Below are 20,864 nucleotides of genomic sequence, written 5' to 3'. Positions count from 1 at the left end.
TGCCATTCCATCCCCAAGCGCCGGCGGAACGGGCAAACATCATTCCATCAAAAGGGAGTTCACAGCATGCGGTACGAGATACTGGGACCGGTCCGCCTCACCCGCGGGAAGAGCATCGAGATCATCTCGGCGCCGAAGATGCAGGTTCTGCTGGCAACTCTCGCCGTCCGCTGCGATCAGGTCGTCAGCACGGACCAGCTGATCACCGAGATCTGGGGGGACGAGCCGCCGCGCAGTGCCACCTCGAGCCTGTACGTCTATGTCTCCCAGATCCGCAAGCTGCTCAGGCACCCCGGAGCACAGCACAGCCCCGTCCAGACCAGGCCGTCGGGGTATGTGCTGGTGCCGGGGGCGGACCAGCTCGACCTCCACGACTTCACCCGTCTGATGAAGGAGGGCCGGGCCCGGCTCAGGAACGGCGACCACGAGACCTCGGTGCGCAGCTTCGAGGCGGCACTCGCCCTGTGCCGGGGGCCGTTGCCCACCGACATGGCACGCGGCCCGATCCTTCAGGGGCTCGACACCTGGCTGGAGGAGGCCCAACTGGAGTGCAGGGAAGGCCTGATGGAGGCGCGCATCGCCCTGGGGCAGCATCGCGAACTCGTCGGGGATCTCTATCTGCTCAGTACGGAACACCCCCTGCGGGAGGCGTTCCACCGGCAGCTCATGCTGGCGCTGCACCGCAGTGAATGCCGGGGTGACGCCCTGCTCGTCTACCAACGGGCCCGCCGGACTCTGCGGGAGCAGCTGGGTATCGAGCCCGGCGCGGCGCTGCAGGGCATGCAGCGAGAGATCCTGCGGGACAACGGGAATTTCGCGCTCTCCTGACGCTACTGCGCGCGCGGCTTCGGGTCGGCGAGGCGTTCCAGTTCCCGGACGACGTCGCTGGGTGAGGGCTGGGCGAGGAACTCCTCGCGCAGCCGCCCGGCGCCCTCCCTGAAGCCCGGCTCGTCCAGCAGCCGCACCAGCGCGGCCCGGATCCGGTCCCCGTCGAATTCCTGCGGCGTATCTCCCGGAATCCACAGACCCGCCCCGGCGCGCTCCAGCCGCGGACCGCGCTCGCCCATGTCGGGGACGGCGCGGCCGAGGATCAGTTGCGGCACGCCGTGGGCGACCGCCTCCATGAACGCCGGCACACCTCCGTGATGGATCACCGCCGCACACGAGCCGATCACCGCGTTCAACGGCACGAACTCCACCAGCCGGGTATGGCCGGAAACCCGCACCAGCTCCTTGCGGAAGCGCTCGGGCAGCGTCACCACCAGCTCGATGTCCAGGTCGGCCACCGCATCCAGCATGCCCTGCACCTGCTCCATGGGCAGCGCCTGGTGGCGGTCCGACTGCTCCAGACTCAGCCCGAAGGTGGTCAGGACGCGGGGCTTGGACGGGTCCTGGCGGGCCCATCGTGGGACGCTCGACGGGCCGTGGTAGGGCAGGAAGCGCATCGGAAGGTGGGGGACGTCCGACTCCAGCCGCATCGAGCCCAGCATCTGCTCGATCTGCACCTGCCCCGTCACCATCTCCTCGCCGAACTCCGCGCCGTACTTGTCCGCCCACTCGCGCAGCCAGTCCCCCAGCGGATCCTCACGGTCCGCCGCCGGCTGCTGCGCCCGCACCCGCAGATAGTGCCGCCGCATCCGGCCCACCACGTCGAGCTCGGTCCCGATGCGCGCATGCGGAACACCGAGCGCGGTGGCCGCGATCGCGCCCGCCGAGCTCATCCAGTCCCAGACCACCAGATCCGGCTGCCACCAGCGGCCGTACTCGACCAGCTCCTCGACCATCGCGTCGTTCATGGCCGCCTGGGTCCTGCGGGTCATCCGGTATCCCCAGCGCAGGCGTTCCCAGGTGAGTTCCTCCTCCCGGTTCTCGGACAGGTCGACCAGCAGATCGCCGCGCTCCTGGAGCTCCTCGACCTTCTTGAGCACCTCTTCGTCCAGCAGCGCATCGAGCTTGTCCACCACTGGTTCGTCGGAACCGACGCACACCGCCGTCAGGCCCGATGCGGCCATGGCGTCGGCCAGCTCGGGGCCGCTGGCGACCCGCACCTCGTGCCCCGCCGCCTGCAGCGCCCAGGCCAGCGGCACTGTCTGCTGGAAGTGGGTGCGCCAGGGGATGCATGCGAACAGGACGCGCATGGTCTCAACTCCTTACGTGGAACGGGCTCCGGCACGACCCTTGCGCCGTCACCTTGGGCCGACCTTGGCCCGGGCTTGCCCACCGTGACGCAGCGGCGCTGTCTGGTCGCCAGGACAGCGCGGGGGCGGAATTCCGCCTTGTCCGCATGTACGGCTGGTGGCAGAATTCCCGAGCGAACCTGCGCCCGGCGTCGGCTGTTTCCGCCGACCTGCTCAAGGGCCCCATTTCTGCGCCGATTTGGCCGCACTCATCTTTCTGGAGTTCGCGTGACCGATGCACTGCAGCACTATTACTGCGCCGTTGTGATACCCGCGCTGGGTGTTCCGGGCGAAGGTGAGGACGAGGTGTCCCTCGCCCGGTCCCAAGGCCTGGTGCTTCCGCTGGCGCAGATGTATCAGGCACGCTCGTGGATTTCCACCGAGGACAATGCGGCACTGTCACCGCAGGATGTGATCCGGGCCCTCGGCCAGGACAATCTGGCGGTCCTGGCGGAAAGTTCGAAGCAGACACTCGACGAGATCGTCGCCGAGGTGGTCGAGAAACTGCCGGCGCTGGTCGCGGGCGCCTCCTCGGAGGGAACGCTGGTCCTCGATCCCGAGCACCCGTCATCGGTCGTCGTCGGTGCCGGCAAGATCGTTCTCGCCAGGATCTCCGAGTAGCGCGTCCCCCAGGGCGTCAGGGCGTCAGCGTGTTCAGACACAGCAGCAGGCTGCGGGCCTGGGCGCTCACGTAGTGGCTGTATCTCGTGAGCGCGGCAAGTTGGTCGTGGGAGAACCAGCGGAACCCGGGCGGCTCCTCGGCGGGTGTCTGGCTCTCGTCGGTCTCCACGACCAGATAGCGGCTCACCGCGTCGAGGAAGCGCCCGCCCTCCTCCGAGTGCAGCGCCGAGTAGCGGATGCGTTCCGGGGCGGCCGACTGCACCAGATCGAGGAAGGGCGGGCGCTGCGCTGCGGGCAGGTGCTCGTAGTTCGCCGGCAGACACTGGACGGTGGGACCGAGTTCGGCGTCGAGCAGGCCGGCCTCCGCACGGGCGCGCACCAGCACGTGCGGCACGCCGCCGAAGGTACGGGTGACGAACGCGACCACGCCCTGGCTGCGCGGTTCGAACAGGGGCTGCGTCCAGTGGTTGACCTCTCGGTTGCCCGCGCGGACCGACACGGCCACCACGCGGAAGTACCGGTCGTGCTCATGACTGATGGAGAAGGCATCGCGCTTCCAGCCCGGAAGGTCGGGCAGCGCAACGAGCATCCCACGGTTCGGTGTCACCGACCGCTGGGCGGCCAGCCAGGACAGCAGGTCCATGTCCGAATGCAGGGCCTCGGTCGTGCCCGGCCCCACCAGGCCCGAGAGCACGGAACGGGCGTCGAAGTTCACCATGTTGTCGCTGCCGAGCAGTTGGTGGATCTGGCCCAGGGTCAGCCAGCGGAAGTCCTCGTGCTCGGGGACCGGCTCCGTCACCTCGACAACCATGTTGCGGTTGCGCTTGCGGTAGAACCAGGAGCCGTGTTCGCTCTGCAGCACGTCCGACAGGACGCGGCCCCGTGACGGATCGGTGAAGTACTCCACGTAGCGGACGTTCGCCCCGTTGTGCACTTTGGTGTAGTTGCTGTACGTGGCCTGGACGGTGGGTGACAGCTGCAGCAGCCCGGGGTTGCCGGGTTCCATCTTGGCCTGCATCAAGAAGTAGAGCACCCCGTCGATCTCCCGCGCCAGAATGCCCAGGATGCCGACCTCCGGCTGGCAGAGCACGGGCTGGTGCCAGCTGAGGCGATCGGACTCCTCGCCGATTGCGGCCCGCAGCCCCTGCACGCTGAAGAAGCGGCCGCTGCGATGCACCAGATTGCCGCTCTCGGTGGACCACCCCCAGCCGTCGAGATCGCGGAAGGCAATGCGCTCCACCGAGAAGTCGACCTGCTCGCGGCGCCGTTGGAGCCAGGCGTGGATCTCCTGCACCGGCCGGCCCTGCAGGGCGCGTGCGGATCGTGCGAGGCGGTCGGCGAGTGCGGTGTCCTGCCGTGCCGCGGCCGGCGGCCGGGCCTGGGTCTGCCTCGTCCCGTTCACCCTGGGCTCCTCGTGTGCTCGATGGTGGTGTCGATGCGCGCCGCTCGGAAGCAGCCCGATGAGTGTGGCCGCCGCGGCTTAAGCCGATCTTGTCCCGACCTTCTGTGACGCCCTTGCCGGTGCAAGACCGGATCAAGGTCGGCTTAAGGCCGTTCGGTGACGCTGGCGGATATCCCCCTTCTTTTTGACAGCGGAGTTGAATGCCATGCGCGCTCTCTTTGTGTCCTGGCCTTGGCGGACCCATTTCCAGCCGCTGGTGCCCTTGGCCTGGGCTCTGCAGGCGGCGGGGCACGAGGTCCAGGTGGCGAGCGGCCCGGAGCTGGCCGATGTCATGACGTCGTCGGGCCTGACGTCGGTGGTGGTCGGTACCGAGGAACGGGTGCTGGAGGGGCTGGCCGAGCGGTTCACCGAGGAGCAGGTGGCCATGGTGCGGACCCTGGAGGAACTCGGCCCCCGGGACGACCTCTTGTTCGACTTCGCCGAGACCCGTGAGGAGGAGTTGACCTGGGACCGGCTGCGTCTGCTGACTCGGTACCTCACAGAGATCCACAAGGGCATGAACGAGGCGTTGGTCGAGGAGCTAGTGGAGTACTGCCAGTGGTGGAAGCCGGACCTGGTGGTCTGGGACTGGCTGAGTCAGGCGGGTTCGATCGCCGCGGCCGCGGTGGGTGCGGCAAGCGCGCGGGTGCGCAGCGAGATCGACTGGGACGCGCGCTTCCGGCGGAACTTCGTGCGCGTACGCGCCCAACAGCCGCCCGAGGGCCGCGAGGACGCGCTCGCGGACTGGCTGGGTGGCTGGGCGCAGAAGTACGGGGGGTCGTTCTCCGAGGAGATGGTCACGGGCGACTTCACCATCGATCACATGCTGGATTCCATGCGGCTGGAGACCCAGGTGCCGCATGTGCCGGTTCGTTACGTCTCCTACCACGGGCCTTCGGTCGTCTCGCACTGGACGCGTCGCGACCCGGCCAAGCGGCGTGTGCTTGCGACCTTCGGGGTCAGTCAGAACCGTGGAAGGGAGTATCAGGCCGCAACCGTCCAGCAGTTGCAGGACATGCTCGACTCCCTGGCCGATCTCGACATCGAGCTGATAGTGACGCTCCCCCGGAGCATCCAGGCGGACTTGAAGAGAATCCCCGGCAACACGACGCTGGTGGAGTTCGTGCCGCTGCACGTCATCATTCCCTCGTGCTCGGCGGTGATCCATCACGGGGGCATTCCGGGGTTCATGGAGGCGATCGAGCACCACGTTCCGCAGCTGCTGGTCGGCCGTATCCCGGGAGACATTGAAGAGCGTGCCCCGCTGCTGGAAGAGGCCCGGGCCGGACTCCACCTCCCACCGAGGCAGCTGCGCGGGGAGCGGGTCCGCGAGTGCCTGGTGCGGCTGTTGGAGGACCCGGAGTTCAAGGAGGGCACGGGTCGGCTGCGCAAGGAGCTGGCCGGCCGTCCGACGCCGTCCGAGGTGATCCGGGACCTGGAGATCCTCACGGATCGCTACCGCAGGCGCTGAGCCGGCCCCTTGTTCTTGCTGCGGTGTCACTCCCCCTCGGGGCTCGGCCCCACGTGCTCAAGTCGCTCCATCAGCTCGGCTGTTGCACGGTGGCGGCTGCACCCGCGCTCGCCGAAGGACCGGCTGAGCCGCTCGCGGATCTCGGTGGGCTGATCCTGGCTGAGTTTGAACATGCTGTCCGCCCCGGTCACCGAGATCCGGAAAGCGCCGACGCCGCCGACGATCTTGCGGAAGTAGTCGAGGGACTCCGTCTGGTCCCAGCCGGCGCCGAACCGCTCTTCGTAGGTGCGCGCCGTGGCCCGTACGACGTCGAGCGTCTCCTCGCGCGAGTCGATCGTCTCCACCACGCCCCGAACGTGCACGGAGGTGAAGTTCCATGTGGGCGCGGCGGGCGTCGTCACCTCGTACACCGCGGGAGAGACATACGCATGCGGCCCGCTGAACGCCAGTACCATGACGTCCCCGGTCCGCAGGGCACGCCAGTGGGGATTGGCCCGGTTCATGTGCCCGAGCAAGGTGGCACCGGTGAGACCTTCGGGCCATTCGCCGGCCGTATCCGGATCGGAAATGACGGGGAGATGGGTGGCGAATGGCCCGTCATCGGTACTGCCATTCGTCATCGCCAGCGCCAGCGGATTCTCCAGGATCAGGTCGACCATCCAGGAACTGTTCGGCTCGCGGTAGTGAGGGGGAACGAACACCCGAGAATCACACCTCTCATCTGAGTTCTGGTACGCGCAGGCAGCGCAACACACTTGAGGCGCGGGACTATTGGTGCTGCCAGACCCGGCCCGTCGAGTAGAGCACATCCCGCACCAGGGCAGCAGCTGTCGAGTATTTCTGTCCCGTCGGCGGGACAAGCCCATGGACGTGGCGACGTATCGAGCCTCTTGCACTTGATTTCCGGGCTATCTACATTGGCGCGACGAAGGTGCCCAACAGCCGCGAGTGACTAGCACCTGAGAGGGCATCAGTAAATTGCAAGAACCTGTCGCATCGATCCCAGCGGGAGAATTTTTCATGGGTGCCAGCGCGCAAGAGATATATGACGTGGTCGGCGTCGGTTTCGGACCCTCCAACCTGGCGCTCGCCATCGCGCTGGAGGAGCACAGCGCCAATGTCCCCGAGCACCCGGTCAGCGCCGCGTTCTTCGAACGTCAGCCGTCGTTCGGCTGGCACCGCAACATGCTGCTCCCGTCGGCGACGATGCAGGTCTCCTTCCTCAAGGACCTGGCCACGTTCCGCAACCCTGTCTCCCGGTTCAGCTTCGTGTCCTACCTGCACGACTCCGGCCGACTCGGCCAGTTTGCCAACACCCAGACGTTCTTTCCCACCCGGGAGGAGTTCCACCGGTACCTGGAGTGGGCGCAGGCCCGCTTCGCCGACCAGGTCTCCTACGGTTCGGAGGTCGTCGGCATGCGGCTACCGGATGACGCCGCGGGTTCCGACCCGTATCTGGAGGTCGAAGTCCGCGTATCGGGATCGGAAAAGAGCCGGGTGATCCATGCACGCAATGTCGTCGTCTCCACGGGTTTGGCGCCCCGTATGCCCGAGGGCGTGCTGCGTGATGACCGGGTCTGGCACAGCTCCGAGTTCCTCGGGAAATACCGGAGCACGGACCCCGAGAGTCTGAAGAGGGTGGCCGTGGTGGGCGCCGGCCAGAGCGGGGCCGAAATCACCAGATTCCTGTACGACAGCCTGCCGCACGCCGAGGTCCACGCGATCATTCCGTCCTACGGATATGCCATCGCGGACGACACGCCTTTCGCCAACCAGGTTTTCGATGCCGCGGCAGTGGACGACTACTACTACGGCACCGACCATGCGCGGGAAGCGTTTTGGCGTTACCACAGGAACACGAATTACGCGGTGGTCGACGACGAGGTCATCAGGGATCTGCATCACCGCGCGTACATGGAGGAGTTGCAGGGCACCAAGCGTCTGAATGTGGTCAATCTGGCGCGCGTGACAGAGGTCAAGCGCGTCGGGGACGAGACCCGGGTCTCGATGAGTTCGCTGCTCGACGGCAGTTCGGAGGACCTGGACGTCGATGCGCTCGTCTTCGCGACCGGTTACCACGCCATGGACCCGGCCGGTGTGCTCGGCGACCTCGGGCGCCACTGCCTGCGCGACGAGGCGGGCCGCCCTCGCGTGGAGCGCGACTACCGCCTTGTGACCTCCCCGGACGTGCCGTGCGGGATCTACCTCCAGGGCGGCACCGAGCACACCCACGGGCTGACGTCGTCCCTGTTGTCGAACATCGCCGTGCGCAGCGGCGAGATCGCCGACTCCGTCATGCAGGCACGCGCCATCGGCGCCTGAGGAGGCCTGTCATGCAGGGAGCACCACGTCCGCTGCGTCTTGGCGTTCTCGGGTGCGCGGATATCGCCTGGCGTCGCACCCTTCCGGCGATGGTCGCCGAGCCGGGTGTCGAGGTGATTGCCGTCGCCAGCCGGGACGAGACGAAGGCGGCCCGTTTCGCCGCGGCCTTCGGCTGCGCACCGCTGCACGGGTACGAGGCGCTGATCGACTCCCCCGATATCGATGCGGTGTATGTGCCGCTGCCGGCGATGCTGCACGCGCAGTGGGTCGAGAAGGCGCTGCGGGCCGGCAAGCATGTGCTGGCCGAGAAGCCGCTGACGGGGGACGCGGCGAGCACCGTGCGGCTGCTGACGCTGGCAAAGTCGCTGGGCCTGGTGCTCCTGGAGAACGTGGCGTTCCCTCACCATGCGCAGCACACCCATGTCCGAAAGGTGCTTGCCGACGGAGCGGTTGGCGACATCCTGGACTTCACCAGCGTGTTCACCATCCCGCCACTGCCGACGGACAATATGCGCCACCGGCCGGATGTCGGCGGTGGCGCTCTGCTGGACATGGGCATCTATCCGATCCGCGCGGCGCTGCACTACTTCGGACCCGCTCTTGAGGTGGTCCATGCCGTGCTGCGGGTGCGCGCGGGAACGGTCGTCTCCGGGCGCGTTCTCGCCTGCACGCCCCAAGGGGTGACGGCCGATCTCGTCTTCGGGATGCAGCACTCCTACCGGACGAGTTGCACCTTCGCCGGCAGCGGCGGACTCCTGCACCTCGACCGGGCCTTCACCCCACCGCCGGCCTTCCAGCCGGTGCTGCGCCTCGAGCGGCAGGATCACCGTGAGGCCGTCACGCTCCGCGCCGACGACCAATTCCGCAATGTCGTACGGCACTTCGCCGACATCGTGCGGTCCGGCGCCGGGGCGGGCGATGACGCGGAGGCGAGCCGTCACCAGGCCCGGCTTGTCGAGGACGTGGAGCGGATGGCGGTTCGCATCGACGTCCCGTAGTTCTGTCGGCGCAGGTCATGCCCGGTCGGGGGCGAACTGGTCAGCGTAGTACGGCAGATACCTGTCCAGCATCTCGTCCAGGTACCCCTCGCTGTGCAGCGCCGGACGGAACTGCGGTACGTACGTGCGCAGTCGGTGGATCGAGGCGCGGGTGACGGCCTGGGGCCCCGGGTGGTGGATCCGTTGCGCGCTCACGCCCAGGCGCTTCTCGATGCCGTCGATGACGGTATCGATCGGCTGCGGGATCCCGGACGCCAGGTTGATGACCTCATGGTGCACGCCTGCGGTGAGCAGCCGGTCGATGGCGTCCACCAGGTCCCGCACGTCCAGCATGTCCCGGTGGGCGCCCTCCAGCACCTTCACCGAACCGCCGAGGACTTGCTGCGTCAGCCCCGGCAGCAGCTGATGGGCGCGCTGGTGGAGACCGACCATGTGGCTCAGTCGCAGGATCAGGAAGTCGACGCCCGACAGGCGTATGGCGGTCTCGAGGGCGAGTTTGTGGCGGCCGTAGACCGTCGTGGGACACAACGGGCCGTCCTCGTCGCACACGGCACCCGTGGAGCCGTACATGGCGAAGGACGCGCTGGAGAAGAACAGCAGCGTTTGATGCCGCTCGCGGCACTGCTGCAGCACGTCGTAGAGCAGCTCTGCCTCCCGGTCGAACGCTGCGGGTGAGACCGCCGAGTGGCTGGACACGCCGGCCGCGATCGCGGTGACCTGTGGGAATCGGTCCGCGAAGGCCGCGGAGAGGTGCCAAGCGAGAAATCCGTTACCGATGGTCTGCACAATCTTCCCTCTTGTCCGGTGCTGTCGGCGGTGACGTGGTCAGCGCCAGGTGTGACGGATCGTCAGCCGCCCCATCCCCATCACTCCGTGGATACGGATCCGCACCCCACCTGGGCCAGCGGGCGTGCGTGCCTTGTAGTTCGGGTACTTCCACTGGGCTTGCAGATCCTTGAGATCGACGACCGCATCGCGCGGCACGATGATCCGGGCACGCCCGGTGCCCATCGCCAGCTCGATGTCGACGGCGGGGTGCTCGAAGACCGCTCGCGACAGATCCAGGCGCACCCGCCCCAGGGCGGAGGCGACCGTCAGCCTCCGGGGCACCCTCCATCGGCCGCGCCGCCGGATGCTGCCCTGCAAGGCCATGACCGGGGGATGGGGATCCTGGCTCCGGGCCACCTCTGGCAATTCCCCCACTGCAGAGGCGAGTTGGCCCTGTGTCTTGGCCTTGAGCAGTTGGCCCAGGCGCTGGTCCATGTCCTCGTAGGAAAGGTGCCCCTCCGTGTAGGCCTCCTGCAAACGCAGGACAGCCATGTCGCGGTCCTCCTCGCTGACCGGTCCCGTCGGGTCCTGAGGTAGCCGAGTCATCGTCTTTCTCCTGTGTCGTGTCTGCGGCAGCAACGCCATGATCTTCGACTTGCGAGGTGCCCGGCGGGAAGACCGTGCGTTCAGCCTTCCCCCTGCTCATGAGCGCCGGCAGCCGGGCGCCCGCCGCGGGGGGGGGGCGCGCCTAAGGGAGGGGGCGCTGGTGCTTGCGCACGGCCAGGGTGCGCAAGACCGCAGCGATCGGCTGGATCCTCACGAACGGGATCAGGGACGGTGCGCGCTTGGTCCTGATCAGAGCGGTCCTGGCGATGCCGAGCGCGTCACGGACGGGCTGGCCGATGCCGCCTCCGGAGTCCGGCGTCAGCGCGGTCGGGATGGTCAGGGTGCTCACTTCACGCTCTCCTTCGCGGCCGTGCCTGGCTCCGGCTGCTCTTGCTCGTCGAGCTCCGCGGACTGTCCGGTCAGTGCGACGAATACGTCGTCGAGGGTGGGACGGCGCAGACCGATGTCGTCGATCGCGACATCCAGGTCCTCGAGGCGGCGGATGACGTCGCCGAGCAGACCGGCGCCGCCGGTGACGGGCACCGTGAGCCTGCGCAGGTGCTCCTCGACCGTCACGTCGCCGCAGCCGAAGGTGCACAGCAGCATGCTGGCGCCCGCGATGTCCTCGGACCGGCGTACCACGACCTCGACCTGCTCCTTGCCGCTCTGTTCCTTGAGCTGGTCCGACGTGCCGCGTGCCAGGACGCGTCCGTGATCGATGACGCAGATGTCGTTGGCGAGTTGATCGGCTTCTTCGAGGTACTGCGTGCTCAGCAGCAGTGTGGTGCCGCCCTGGACCAGTTCTCTGACGATCTGCCACAGCGTCAGCCGGCTGACCGGGTCCAGGCCTGTGGTCGGCTCGTCCAGGACCATCACCGGCGGCTGGATGACCACCGCGGCAGCGAGGTCGAGCCGCCGTCGCATACCGCCGGAGTAGGTGTCGGCAGGGCGGTCGGCGGCTCCGGCGAGGTCGAAGAGCTCCAGCAGCTCCTGGGCCCTGGCCGCCGCGTCCCGCTTCCTCAACCGGTGCCGCTGGCCCACCCTCTGCAGGTTCTCACGCCCGGCCAGAAGGCCGTCGACCGCGGCGAACTGCCCGCACACTCCGAGGAGGCGGCGCACCTTGTCCGGCTCCTTGGCTACATCCGCGCCGAGCACGGTCACCTGTCCGGCGGTGGGTTTGAGCAGGGTGGTGATCATCCGCACGACGGTGCTCTTGCCCGAACCGTTGGGGCCCAGCAGCCCCAGCACGCCGCCCTGGGCGACATCGAGGTCGATGCCGTCCACGGCCCGTACGTCGCCGAAGTCCTTCACCAGGCGTTCGGCGCGGATAGCTAATGGCATGAGGAATCTCCCACAGGTCGACGGATTGGGCGCACGTGCGACTGGCCTCCTGGGGAGGCATGGGCCAGTCCTCGAGTCGCGAGGCCACACTAGGATTCGCGATATAACGCGTCAATCGATACGATAGATCGCGTCAAATCCTGTCGTGGGGACGCGGGTCACACGGAACGGGGCCGCGCCGCGGCGTGCCGGGTGAAAGCCGCCAGGTCCCGCGTGAGACAGCGAGTCACCTTCTGCTCCTGCTCCGGGGAGTGGAGGTAGAAGTGGTCGCCCTCGAAGATCTCGATGGTGAGGCCGGCCGTCGTGTACTCCCCCCACGTGAGGAGTCCCTCGCACGAGACCCTCGGGTCACGGTCTGCGGCGTAACCGCTGATGGGGCAGCTGAGCTTGCTGCCTGCGGTGTCCTTGTACGTCTCCATTGCCGTGAAGTCGGAGCGCATGGAAGGAAGAACAGTGGCCAGGAAGTCCTCGTCGGCCAGCAGGGCCGGTGGCGTACCGGCGAGCTGGGCCATCTGCGCCGTCAGCTCTTCGTCATTCATCAGGTGGACGCCCGCATCGCGCTGGAGCGACGGCGCCGTGCTGCCGGAGACGATCAGCCCCACCGGACCGGCCCCCTGCCCGCGCTCCATCCGCAGCGCTACCTCGTAGGCCACGATGGCGCCCATGCTGTGCCCGAAGAACGCCAAGGAGCGGTCCCGCCAAGGCTCGAGAGCGGTGACGATCCGGTCGGCCAGCTGCCGAAGATCCGTCACGGCCGGCTCGTTCAGGCGGTCCTGCCGCCCGGGGTACTGCACCACCAGCACGTCGGCACTGGCGGACAGGGCGGCGGACAGGGAGAAGTAGGCCGTTGCCGCGCCCCCCGCGTGCGCGAAGCAGACCAAGGTCAGATCGTCGTCGGCCGGTTGGTGATAGCGGCGTATCCAACCGGTACGGAGGGGGGCACCGCAATGCATATTCGTCATCGCTTCTCATCGCTCCTTTGGTTCCAGGGCTTGCTCACGCACATCGCGAACCCTCCTCTGCGGCGGGGTGGGTCGCAGGCACGCATGGATGTCCCGTCGACGGGACGTCCATGCGCCACGACCGTGACTCGAGTCATCCCCGCAGCTCGAGCGTGCAGCACTTGACGCTGCCGCCCGCCTTCAACGGCTCGGTCAGGTCGGCTCCCACGGGGAAATAGCCCCGCTCCTTCAGCTTCGCCGCAAGTCCGGTGGCGCGGCGGGACAGGACCACGTTCCGGCCATCCGACACCGCGTTCAGACCGAACACAGCCGCATCGGCCTCGTCCGCCAGGATCGCGTCGGGAAAGCGCTCGGCCAGCGCCGCCTGGCTGTCCCGCGAGAATGCTGCTGGGTAATACATGATGTCCCGGTCCCCCAGAACGGCGAGCGCCGTATCAAGGTGGTAGAACCGCGGGTCGATCAGGTTCAGGCTCACCACCGGGCGGCCGAAGAATTCACGGACCTCGTCGTGCGCGCGCAGGTCCGAACGAAATCCTGTGCCCGCAAGTATCTCCCCGCCCACATAGAGGAAGTCGCCTTCCCCCTCGTTCACATAGGCGGCTTGTCGGACCTCGGACCAGTCGCCTCGGCCGAACCACTCCAGATACGCCGCGGCCTCATCGACGCGCTGCTCATACCGGAACCTGGCCACGAGTACCTTGCCGTCCACGACAATTGCGCCGTTCGCGGCGAAAATCATGTCGGGCAGTCCGGGACGCGGCTCAACGACCTGCACGTCGTGCCCGAGTCCAGCCAATGTGTCGTGCAATTCCTTCCATTGGGACAGACACGCATCCGCGGAGGTGGGCCGATTCGGATCCATCCACGGGTTGATGGAGTACGTGACATCGAAGTACGTAGGGCGGCACATCAGATAGCGCTTGGAAGACACCGTTCGCAGGCTTCCGTCCGGACCGCTCTCACTGGCTTTCGGCATTTCTTTCCCCTCTCCTTCACGAAATTACCGGGACATACAATCAGTAACGTCTCAGGATTGCGAGAGGGGTCCGCGAAACAGGCGTAAAACCCTATGCGGGAGCCTTGTCCCACACCCGGGATCTGCGAATTCGTGACGTCGGACTCCAGGAAAGGTACCGACGCGCGGACCGCGTCCGGCCCGAGCCCGACAGCCGCATGCCGGCGAGGCCGCACCCGAGCGCGTCAACTCACTCGGCGCGGGCGCCCGTTGATGCACACCACCGCACTCGCCCTTGCGCGGACACACCCCCACGGGCCCCGGCTTGGGCGCATGACCGAAAAACGCCACGGCGGCACCGGAGGGAAAGGCCCCACCCAGGCGCCGACGAGGGGGCAAGGCGCCACCGCCCGCAAGCCATCGACCATGAACCTGCGAAACGTCAACACCCGTTTGCAGCGGTGCGTTGAAGGACGCGGGAGCGGAGCGTGACGATAACGTGGAGCCTTGCCCTCAGCTTTCACTTGAGTTCTACTTGGTCATGCCCCGCACACGACCAAGTTCACCCCTCCGAATCGCGCGTTTACGCTCAGTCAGATCCCGGAGGAGTGTACGTGCGGGGCCACACCTACGAGGCTGCCGAACGACGGGGGTCGAAAATGCCGGATTCCACGGCGCCGATTTTATCGATAGGCCGAAGAGAAGGAGAGACCTCTCCCCGGCAACTGCGAGACACCGCCGAGCAGCGCCAGCGCAGGCAGGTACTGACGACCAAAGTCGGCTTGCAACTCCCCACCGGATTGACCTACGAGAACTGGGAGCGCGCCGGTCGACAGCTGTCCGGGATTGTGAATTCTTCTTCGTGGTGGCTCGGCGACTGGCTGGTCTACGGTAAGGACCATTACGAAGACCGATACGAGCGCGCGGCTCACGCTCTGGGCCTCCGATATCAGACGCTCCGCAACTACGCATGGGTCTCCCGCCGGTTCAGTATGCACCGGCGAAGGGGCGAGCTGAGTTTCCAGCACCATGCCGAAGTGGCTTCCCTGCCGGTCGAAGAACAGGAACACTGGCTCGACAAGGCCGAGCAGAACGAGTGGAGCACCAAGCAGTTGCGCAACTCCATGCGCCTCGCGCAGGGCACTGGGGACGAAGTGCAGCAGCAGGGCGAGAGAACGCAGCAACTCGCCGTTCCGACCACTCGGCTTCAGCGATGGCACGTGGCTGCGGCCCGGTCCGGGGTCGATCTTGAGAAGTGGGTGCTCATCACGCTCGACAGCGCGGCTGAGCAAGCCCTGGAAAATGCGCCCGGGGCCGAGGCCGAAGAGCCTTCACAGGTGTGCATCTGAGATGCCACGGGCCCGGTGCCGCCGAGGAGACGGTGCCCCAACAGCCCTCCCTCACCTGTCAGTTCTGCACCACGACGTACCACTCGAAGCGATGAGCCGTCCCGCCCGAACCGACCAGGAGAACCCATGCCCGTTACGGAGTGCCGCGCCTGCGGCAATCGCACGCTTCGGCAGATACTGGACCTTGGAGAACAGAGTCTGACCGGAATCTTTCCCCGCAGCCGCGAGGAAGTCGTTCCGACATCCCCCCTGGAACTCGTCAAGTGCTCTCCGGACGGATGCGGTTTGGTCCAGTTGCGGCACACCGCCGATCTCTCGCTCATGTACGGCGCCCGGTACGGCTATCGTTCCGGTATTCGCCCATTCATGATCAACCATTTGCATGGCAAAGTGGCCCAACTCACCGGGATGATCGATCTCGGGGCCGGCGATCTGGTCCTGGATATCGGCAGCAACGACTCCACTCTGTTGCGCGGATATCCGGCCGACGGGCCGACCCTGGTCGGGGTGGATCCGACAGGTGAGAAGTGGCGCGAGTTCTACCCCGAACATGTCGACCTCATCCCGGACTTCTTCTCCAAAGAGGTCTTTACCGCGCATCACGGCGCACGCCGGGCCAAGATCGTCACCTCGATCGCGATGTTCTATGACCTGCCGAACCCGCTCCAGTTCATGCAGGACGTTCACGACATCCTCGCCGACGACGGCGTGTGGATGATGGAAATGAGTTATCTCCCGGCAATGCTCGAGGCGACCGCTTACGACGTCATCTGTCACGAGCACCTGGAGTACTACGCGCTGCGCCAAATCGAGTGGATGGCCGACCGTGTCGGGCTGAAGGTCGTCAAGGGGGAGATGACCGACGTCTACGGCGGCAGTCTCTGTCTGACGCTCGCCAAGCGGGCCTCGGGGCACCAGGCCGACGAGGCGGCCCTCGCCCGCTTGCGCGCCCGGGAAGCCGAGTTGGAACTCGAGACCATGGCGCCCTTCGAGTCGTTCGCCGCTCGTGTCCGCGAACACCGCGACGAGCTGAGGGACTTCCTCGACACCTCACGCAAGGACGGCAAGCTGACCCTGGGTTACGGCGCCTCGACCAAGGGAAACGTGATTCTCCAATACTGCGGAGTCACCGAGGACGATCTGCCGTGCATCGGCGAGGTCAGCAAGGAGAAGTCCGGCTGCTTCACGCCCGGCACGCAGATTCCCATCGTTTCCGAGGACGAGGCGAAGTCCCGTCGGCCCGACCAATTGCTGGTGCTCCCGTGGATCTACCGGGACGGGTTCATCGAGCGCGAGAGCGATTTCCTGGCCAGCGGGGGCATGATGGCCTTCCCCCTTCCCCGGCTGAACCGCGTATGACACCACCCCTCACCGAGAGGGGTATCGCGTGGCGGAAGCGGGTGCCGCTTGCGCGCACCGAGTCGCTCACGCTCACCAGCTGCTCTGGGGCCCCTCTGCGGGCCGCCCTCTCCCCACTTCCGACCGAGCCGGCGGCAGAGGGGAGGCGGTGTGCCCCACCTCTCCTGTGGCCGCACACCGTCGAGGCGGCCTTGGCAGAACGAATTCACGATGGCCGGTTTCTTCGGCTGGTGCGCAACATGCTTGAGGCCGGGTACATGGAAGACTGGACCTGGGGAGCCACGCTCAGCGGGCCCGCCGCGGCCCTGGCCTCCGCCATACCCGCCGTCCACGATCTTCTCCCCCGGTTTTCTCCTGACTCGACGAAGGTCCCGAGGTCCGCGCTCTGCCCCCTACGACGTCGCAGGGCTCGACGCCGACAAAGACCTCGGCCCCGACGCCAACCGCATCCCGCTCCGCATTGAAGGCGATGGCGACGGCACGGCACACCGGAAATCAACGTTCCTCGCCCCTGGCCGGCATTGCTCGAGCGGCCGACGCCCAACCATTCACTGCCCCCAGATGGCAGACCCGAGCGTCAGGTGGCGCGCACTGGCCAGACGCTGCACCCGGTCGACGGACTGGTTCGTGAACAGCCGTCGGGCCGAGCTCTCGCCATAGACGTCGATGTGGTCGAACACCACCTGGTGGTGACGCTCGGCGCGGGCGCGCCAGGTGATGATTTCGTCGGGGGTCAGATCCTCGAGGATGAGCGGTGCTTCGTCGACGGCTGGCCTGTTTTCCGCATCCGGCTTCAGCACTGCGGCCGGGCGCATCGCAGGAAGCACGACCGGTATGACCGGCTCAGCGTCCTCGGCACGCAACGTTGACCGGTGTGCGTGACGTAAGGCTTTAACCTGCTGCCAGTAGTCGGCCTTGGCCCGTGCCTCCGCGGTCACGGCCTTGTGCAGCCGCTGCTCGGCCTCCGTCCGGCGTTCCGTGTCGGAGGCAAGGGGCATGGCCGCGGCGACCGCCCTGACCACCTTGCACCGCTGGGTGCGCCGAGCGCTCATGATGTCCTCACAGGTCGCGCACTCGCGGCCGGAGTCCAGCAGAAGACCCTCGTCGCATCGCACATCGCCGCAGGAACGGCGCTGAGGCAGCCCACGGCGGATCATCCAGCCGACGGGGTCGGTGACGGTCCTCGGGCTTCCCTGGGCCAGCAGGCGGCGTGCGAGCCGGCCGGAAAGGACCTGGGGAGCATCGTCCCGGCCGGCAAACCCGGCCACCGTCGCCAGTTCGGAGCGAACGGCGGCCTCCACAAGGCGGCGGGTGTAGGGGTGGTCCAGTCGCGCCCACAGCATGTCGACCGGAGCCAGTGCCGCCCGTAGATCGGCCGGCGGCAGCGGCACCTTCCCCAGCTGCGGCCCGCCTTGGTGCACACCACCGGCACGCGGCCGCAATGCGCTGGTGGCATGGATGAACTCACCCACCTTCGGATTGATGGCCGCGAGAGACTCGGGCTGTTGTGTCCGGCACAGTCGACCACGTCCGCCCCCGATCGTTGTCAGCCGCGGTACTTCCCCGGCTTCGGTGGCCTGGTCCTCACGCGCGCCCGCGCGTCCCGGCCGACGGCATGGCTTCGATGCGGCTTCGCCGGAAAAGCCGAGAGCACCCGCACCCATCCCATCCCCCGTCCCCACAGCAGCGTGGGGAGTGTGATGTGGTGCAGCAACGGCGCGGTCTGCAAACCGAAGGCTTCCGCCCTCCACAACCCGTGAAGCCCCCGTTCCCACCTGGGTTCCGCCACCTCTGTCCGCATCGTGATCTCCGTGTGCAGCAGCGGCGAGGTCGGAAAAGGGGGGCAGCGGCCGCCAGGTGGTCTCTCGGGCCTCGACGACCGGAACCAGGCGCACTCGGGACCGGCCGTGCAGACCCGATTCGGTTCCCCTTCGGACGACTTCCGCGACGCCCTGCCGTTCGAGTCGGGCCAGGACCTTCGCCCCTCCCGCCGGCGTGCAGCCCAGCAACCTCGCCACGGTCACCGCTGGACGCCCTCGCCCGGTGTCCACCGACCCCGGGCACAACCGAAGCCAGCCCCGGTCCCCCGTCGACAGCACCATCAGCAGGAGCCCCAGCCGGTCCGTCGCCGCTCCGCGTCCCCTACGGCCGGCAAGTAGCCCCGCCGGCACTGCTTCCCGGTGCTTCGGCGTCCAGCCGGGGCCGAACAAACCCTCCAACAGGCGCAGGAGTACGGCCAGTTCCGCTCGCGACAAGGCCAGTGGATGATTCGCCTGCCGCTCGTCCTGCCGCACCCGCCACAGGGGCATGAGGGCGCATTCCAGCCCCGTATTCCGGCCCAGGGCGTTCGTCACCATTCGTGACCGGATCGCCCCCGATGCGCGGAGCGCGGGCAGTACCGCGTGATCCACGGACGATTGCGATACTCCCAGCCATCGGCCCAATTCGCGGGTCCGGATCTCGGTGAAGCTGTCGGCGGATCGTGCTTTGGCCATGAGAATCACGGCTGCCAGGCGTGCCACATCCATCTGCCCGACGATGGACGGGTGCTCGAGCAGAGCGTGTACAGCACCTTGCAGCCTCCGGCGCATCGCCGGTCCGAGCAAGAGGGGATGGCTCGGTGGGGACTGTGGTTTCGGTCCTGCTGCGAGGTCGGACCCGGTGCGGCGCCAGTTTCGGCGCCGCGTCGAGGAGTGCGGATTTCCGCTCGTCACGGAGCTCACACCCGGCTCCAGAAGGGGGAGGCACCAGTAGCTGTTGACGGGGTGTGTGCCATTGCCGCCGCACACCGTAACGACTGGTGGCCCTCTTCCTGGAAATGGTTGGGCTGACAAAAGGCAGCGTGATGCTGCACCATAGACGTGCCTTCCTGAGCTACCCGCTTGGTTGGCTGAAGCCCTACTCGTGGCTTCGGGTTGGTGAGATGCCCTGATCGAAGATCTGGGCCTTCGCTCGACGGGCTGGTCGAGCGGTGACGTAGCAAGCCGCCTTTTCGGGTGTTGGCGCACCAGATTGGCGACCGGGCGGCGGGCCTCTTGGCAGAGGCGGCGCCGCCCGCACGTTTTAGCCCCTCAGCAGCAACTCATCACTGCGTATCGGAAGGTGGACCACCCTTGCTTCCATGCCGCCGACTGGCAGCGGAGCAAGGGTGAACGATGCTTCATCAGCCTCCTGCATCAGACGCACACCGCTGCGGTTGAACTGACGCAGCGTCACCCAATCCCGAGGGCCACAGGGAATGCACTGCAGGCGGGGAACGTTGTCATCCTCGCGGCGACAGAGATCCGGAGGCATAATCAGTGAGCGGGTTGCATGCGACCTGGTGGCTGATGACAAACTCATGGCATCTCCATTCGGGATGAGAGCCGGGCTCGATTGCCCTTTGGCCTCGCAACCGTTGCTTGTCGGCGGTCTCGAGCCTGGATGAGCGCGGGTTGCCGCAGACGAGGATCTGCATGGCGCAGCCCCGGAAGGGGTGCGGCCACCACACCCTCGATCACAAAACCTACGCGACGTCTGTTTTATCTTCAAGCCTGGGGTTAAAGTTCCTGTATCTGACACCCCCGGCAGTCAGGAGCCCAGCCGTGCAACGCCACTTCGACCCGAACCTCGTGGATGGGATCCGACGACGGGCGCGCCTGGACATCAAGGACGTGGCCGAGGCCATTGGCCTGTCCCGTTCAGTGGTGAGTGACTGGCTCCGGGGGAAAACCACCCCAACGCCGGAGAAACTACCGGCTCTTGCGCATGCCCTGGGCGAGCCCATCGACGAGTTGTTCCCGCGTCTGGACGAGGCCTGCAACCCCGCGCCTCCGGACCTGCGGGATCTGCGATGCGATGCAGGCATTCCGATGAGCGCGATCCCGGAGATCATCGAGACCGCGTCCTCCGTACCTGTACGTAAGGCGGAGAACGGGCGTAAGCGCCTGGACCCGGTGTATGCCGAGCGTCTGGCACCTCGGTACGGCGTGAGCATGGACGAACTACGAGCAGCGGAGGACCGGACTTTCGGCGTGGCGCCGGCGCAGGATGCTCTCCCGCCGGTGGAGATGCCTACCACCCTGGCGGGGAAGATCAGCCACCTCCTCGACGACTTGCCGGCCGAGGACCGCCCGACCGACAGCGACATCGCGGCAGCCATCAATTCACGAGCGGGCGCTGATCTCCTCGATGCGGACCATGTGCTTGCCCTGCGAAAGGGAACCAAGACTCAAGAGGAGATCTTGCGCCAGGTCCCCGCAGAGATCCTCTACCAGGGGCTGGCGGACGCCCTCAAGGTCACGCCGCTGACGTTCCAGAGCCGGGACCAACTCGTCAGCCACGTAGTCGAATTCGTCGACTTCCTCGCCCAACAGGGCGACATCGTGATTCAGGCCCGTGGGGCCGAGCAGCACGGCATCTCTCCACGCATGTTGTCCAAGCTCAACGAGCTCCTGGCCGAGGCCCGCAAGGGCGCCGGGAGCCGCGGAGACGGCAGCAAGTAGCAGGAGCCTG

General features: G+C 67.0%; 18 protein-coding genes and 1 pseudogene. 9 read left to right on the top strand and 10 right to left on the bottom strand.

Features of this window, described 5'->3' with window-relative positions:
• Positions 1 to 66 precede the first annotated feature (66 nt).
• On the top strand, positions 67 to 828 hold the full coding sequence (locus ACFV1J_RS21415) for a BTAD domain-containing putative transcriptional regulator (protein ID WP_385860444.1): 762 nt from the start codon (positions 67 to 69) through the stop codon (positions 826 to 828).
• Positions 829 to 830: 2 nt separating this feature from the next.
• Here the strand turns inward: ACFV1J_RS21415 and ACFV1J_RS21410 are convergent, their stop codons facing one another.
• The gene (locus ACFV1J_RS21410) at positions 831 to 2,138 is read right to left on the bottom strand and encodes an activator-dependent family glycosyltransferase (RefSeq protein WP_385860442.1); all 1,308 of its coding nucleotides are present in this window, start codon (positions 2,136 to 2,138) and stop codon (positions 831 to 833) included.
• A gap of 267 nt (positions 2,139 to 2,405) precedes the next feature.
• Here ACFV1J_RS21410 and ACFV1J_RS21405 point away from each other — a divergent pair, with 267 nt between their 5' ends.
• Positions 2,406 to 2,798 (top strand): YidB family protein, encoded by a 393-nt coding sequence (locus ACFV1J_RS21405; RefSeq protein WP_385860439.1) that lies wholly within the window; start codon positions 2,406 to 2,408, stop codon positions 2,796 to 2,798.
• 16 nt (positions 2,799 to 2,814) lie between these two features.
• Here the strand turns inward: ACFV1J_RS21405 and ACFV1J_RS21400 are convergent, their stop codons facing one another.
• Positions 2,815 to 4,200 carry an NDP-hexose 2,3-dehydratase family protein gene (locus ACFV1J_RS21400; protein ID WP_385860436.1) on the bottom strand — a complete coding sequence of 462 codons (1,386 nt, stop codon included), beginning with the start codon at positions 4,198 to 4,200 and terminating at the stop codon, positions 2,815 to 2,817.
• A gap of 205 nt (positions 4,201 to 4,405) precedes the next feature.
• Here ACFV1J_RS21400 and ACFV1J_RS21395 point away from each other — a divergent pair, with 205 nt between their 5' ends.
• A complete protein-coding gene (locus ACFV1J_RS21395) occupies positions 4,406 to 5,710 on the top strand; it encodes a nucleotide disphospho-sugar-binding domain-containing protein (protein WP_385860434.1) in 1,305 nt (434 codons plus the stop codon).
• Positions 5,711 to 5,736: 26 nt separating this feature from the next.
• Here ACFV1J_RS21395 and ACFV1J_RS21390 read toward each other — a convergent pair whose 3' ends face one another.
• The gene (locus ACFV1J_RS21390) at positions 5,737 to 6,411 is read right to left on the bottom strand and encodes an FMN-binding negative transcriptional regulator (protein WP_385860432.1); all 675 of its coding nucleotides are present in this window, start codon (positions 6,409 to 6,411) and stop codon (positions 5,737 to 5,739) included.
• Positions 6,412 to 6,730: 319 nt separating this feature from the next.
• Here ACFV1J_RS21390 and ACFV1J_RS21385 point away from each other — a divergent pair, with 319 nt between their 5' ends.
• Together ACFV1J_RS21385 and ACFV1J_RS21380 are read left to right on the top strand one after the other, a co-directional pair.
• Positions 6,731 to 8,032: a lysine N(6)-hydroxylase/L-ornithine N(5)-oxygenase family protein gene (locus tag ACFV1J_RS21385; protein WP_385860430.1), complete on the top strand. Its 1,302-nt coding sequence runs from the start codon at positions 6,731 to 6,733 to the stop codon at positions 8,030 to 8,032.
• Between the two features lie 11 nt (positions 8,033 to 8,043).
• Positions 8,044 to 9,030, top strand: a complete 987-nt coding sequence (locus tag ACFV1J_RS21380; protein ID WP_385860427.1) for a Gfo/Idh/MocA family protein — start codon at positions 8,044 to 8,046, stop codon at positions 9,028 to 9,030.
• Positions 9,031 to 9,045: 15 nt separating this feature from the next.
• Here the strand turns inward: ACFV1J_RS21380 and ACFV1J_RS21375 are convergent, their stop codons facing one another.
• The 6 genes from ACFV1J_RS21375 to ddaH all read right to left on the bottom strand — a co-directional run bounded on the left by ACFV1J_RS21375 (position 9,046) and on the right by ddaH (position 13,647).
• Positions 9,046 to 9,816 (bottom strand): NAD-dependent epimerase/dehydratase family protein, encoded by a 771-nt coding sequence (locus ACFV1J_RS21375; RefSeq protein WP_385860425.1) that lies wholly within the window; start codon positions 9,814 to 9,816, stop codon positions 9,046 to 9,048.
• A 39-nt stretch (positions 9,817 to 9,855) separates the two neighbouring features.
• Positions 9,856 to 10,404, bottom strand: a complete 549-nt coding sequence (locus ACFV1J_RS21370; RefSeq protein WP_385860423.1) for a DUF1707 domain-containing protein — start codon at positions 10,402 to 10,404, stop codon at positions 9,856 to 9,858.
• 142 nt (positions 10,405 to 10,546) lie between these two features.
• Complete coding sequence (locus tag ACFV1J_RS21365) at positions 10,547 to 10,753, bottom strand: hypothetical protein (RefSeq protein WP_385860421.1); 207 nt, start codon at positions 10,751 to 10,753, stop codon at positions 10,547 to 10,549.
• The gene (locus ACFV1J_RS21360) at positions 10,750 to 11,745 is read right to left on the bottom strand and encodes an ATP-binding cassette domain-containing protein (RefSeq protein ID WP_385860419.1); all 996 of its coding nucleotides are present in this window, start codon (positions 11,743 to 11,745) and stop codon (positions 10,750 to 10,752) included. Before ACFV1J_RS21360 ends, ACFV1J_RS21365 begins: the two co-directional genes overlap by 4 nt.
• A 158-nt stretch (positions 11,746 to 11,903) precedes the next feature.
• Positions 11,904 to 12,707 (bottom strand): thioesterase II family protein, encoded by an 804-nt coding sequence (locus tag ACFV1J_RS21355; protein ID WP_385860417.1) that lies wholly within the window; start codon positions 12,705 to 12,707, stop codon positions 11,904 to 11,906.
• A gap of 133 nt (positions 12,708 to 12,840) precedes the next feature.
• Positions 12,841 to 13,647 (bottom strand): dimethylargininase, encoded by an 807-nt coding sequence (gene ddaH / locus ACFV1J_RS21350; RefSeq protein ID WP_385860499.1) that lies wholly within the window; start codon positions 13,645 to 13,647, stop codon positions 12,841 to 12,843.
• Positions 13,648 to 14,276: 629 nt separating this feature from the next.
• Here ddaH and ACFV1J_RS21345 point away from each other — a divergent pair.
• From ACFV1J_RS21345 to ACFV1J_RS21335, 3 genes and pseudogenes are all read left to right on the top strand, one after another.
• Complete coding sequence (locus ACFV1J_RS21345) at positions 14,277 to 15,011, top strand: LmbU family transcriptional regulator (protein ID WP_385860415.1); 735 nt, start codon at positions 14,277 to 14,279, stop codon at positions 15,009 to 15,011.
• A gap of 126 nt (positions 15,012 to 15,137) precedes the next feature.
• Entirely contained in the window at positions 15,138 to 16,370 is a 1,233-nt protein-coding gene (locus tag ACFV1J_RS21340; RefSeq protein WP_385860412.1) for a class I SAM-dependent methyltransferase, read from the top strand.
• Between the two features lie 191 nt (positions 16,371 to 16,561).
• Positions 16,562 to 16,667 (top strand): annotated as a pseudogene (locus ACFV1J_RS21335) (RNA-directed DNA polymerase); the annotation flags it as partial.
• 251 nt (positions 16,668 to 16,918) lie between these two features.
• On the opposite strand, the gene ACFV1J_RS21330 reads toward ACFV1J_RS21335, so the two are convergent.
• Positions 16,919 to 17,842, bottom strand: a complete 924-nt coding sequence (locus tag ACFV1J_RS21330) for a hypothetical protein (RefSeq protein ID WP_385860410.1) — start codon at positions 17,840 to 17,842, stop codon at positions 16,919 to 16,921.
• A gap of 2,112 nt (positions 17,843 to 19,954) precedes the next feature.
• On the opposite strand from ACFV1J_RS21330, the gene ACFV1J_RS21325 reads away from it, so the two are divergent.
• Complete coding sequence (locus ACFV1J_RS21325) at positions 19,955 to 20,854, top strand: helix-turn-helix domain-containing protein (protein ID WP_385860407.1); 900 nt, start codon at positions 19,955 to 19,957, stop codon at positions 20,852 to 20,854.
• Positions 20,855 to 20,864: the final 10 nt, after the last annotated feature.

This window comes from Streptomyces sp. NPDC059649 (assembly GCF_042734445.1).
Taxonomy (GTDB): domain Bacteria; phylum Actinomycetota; class Actinomycetes; order Streptomycetales; family Streptomycetaceae; genus Streptomyces.
The sequence above is the reverse complement of the archived record's forward strand: the minus strand, read 5'-3'. Positions and strand labels throughout refer to the sequence as shown.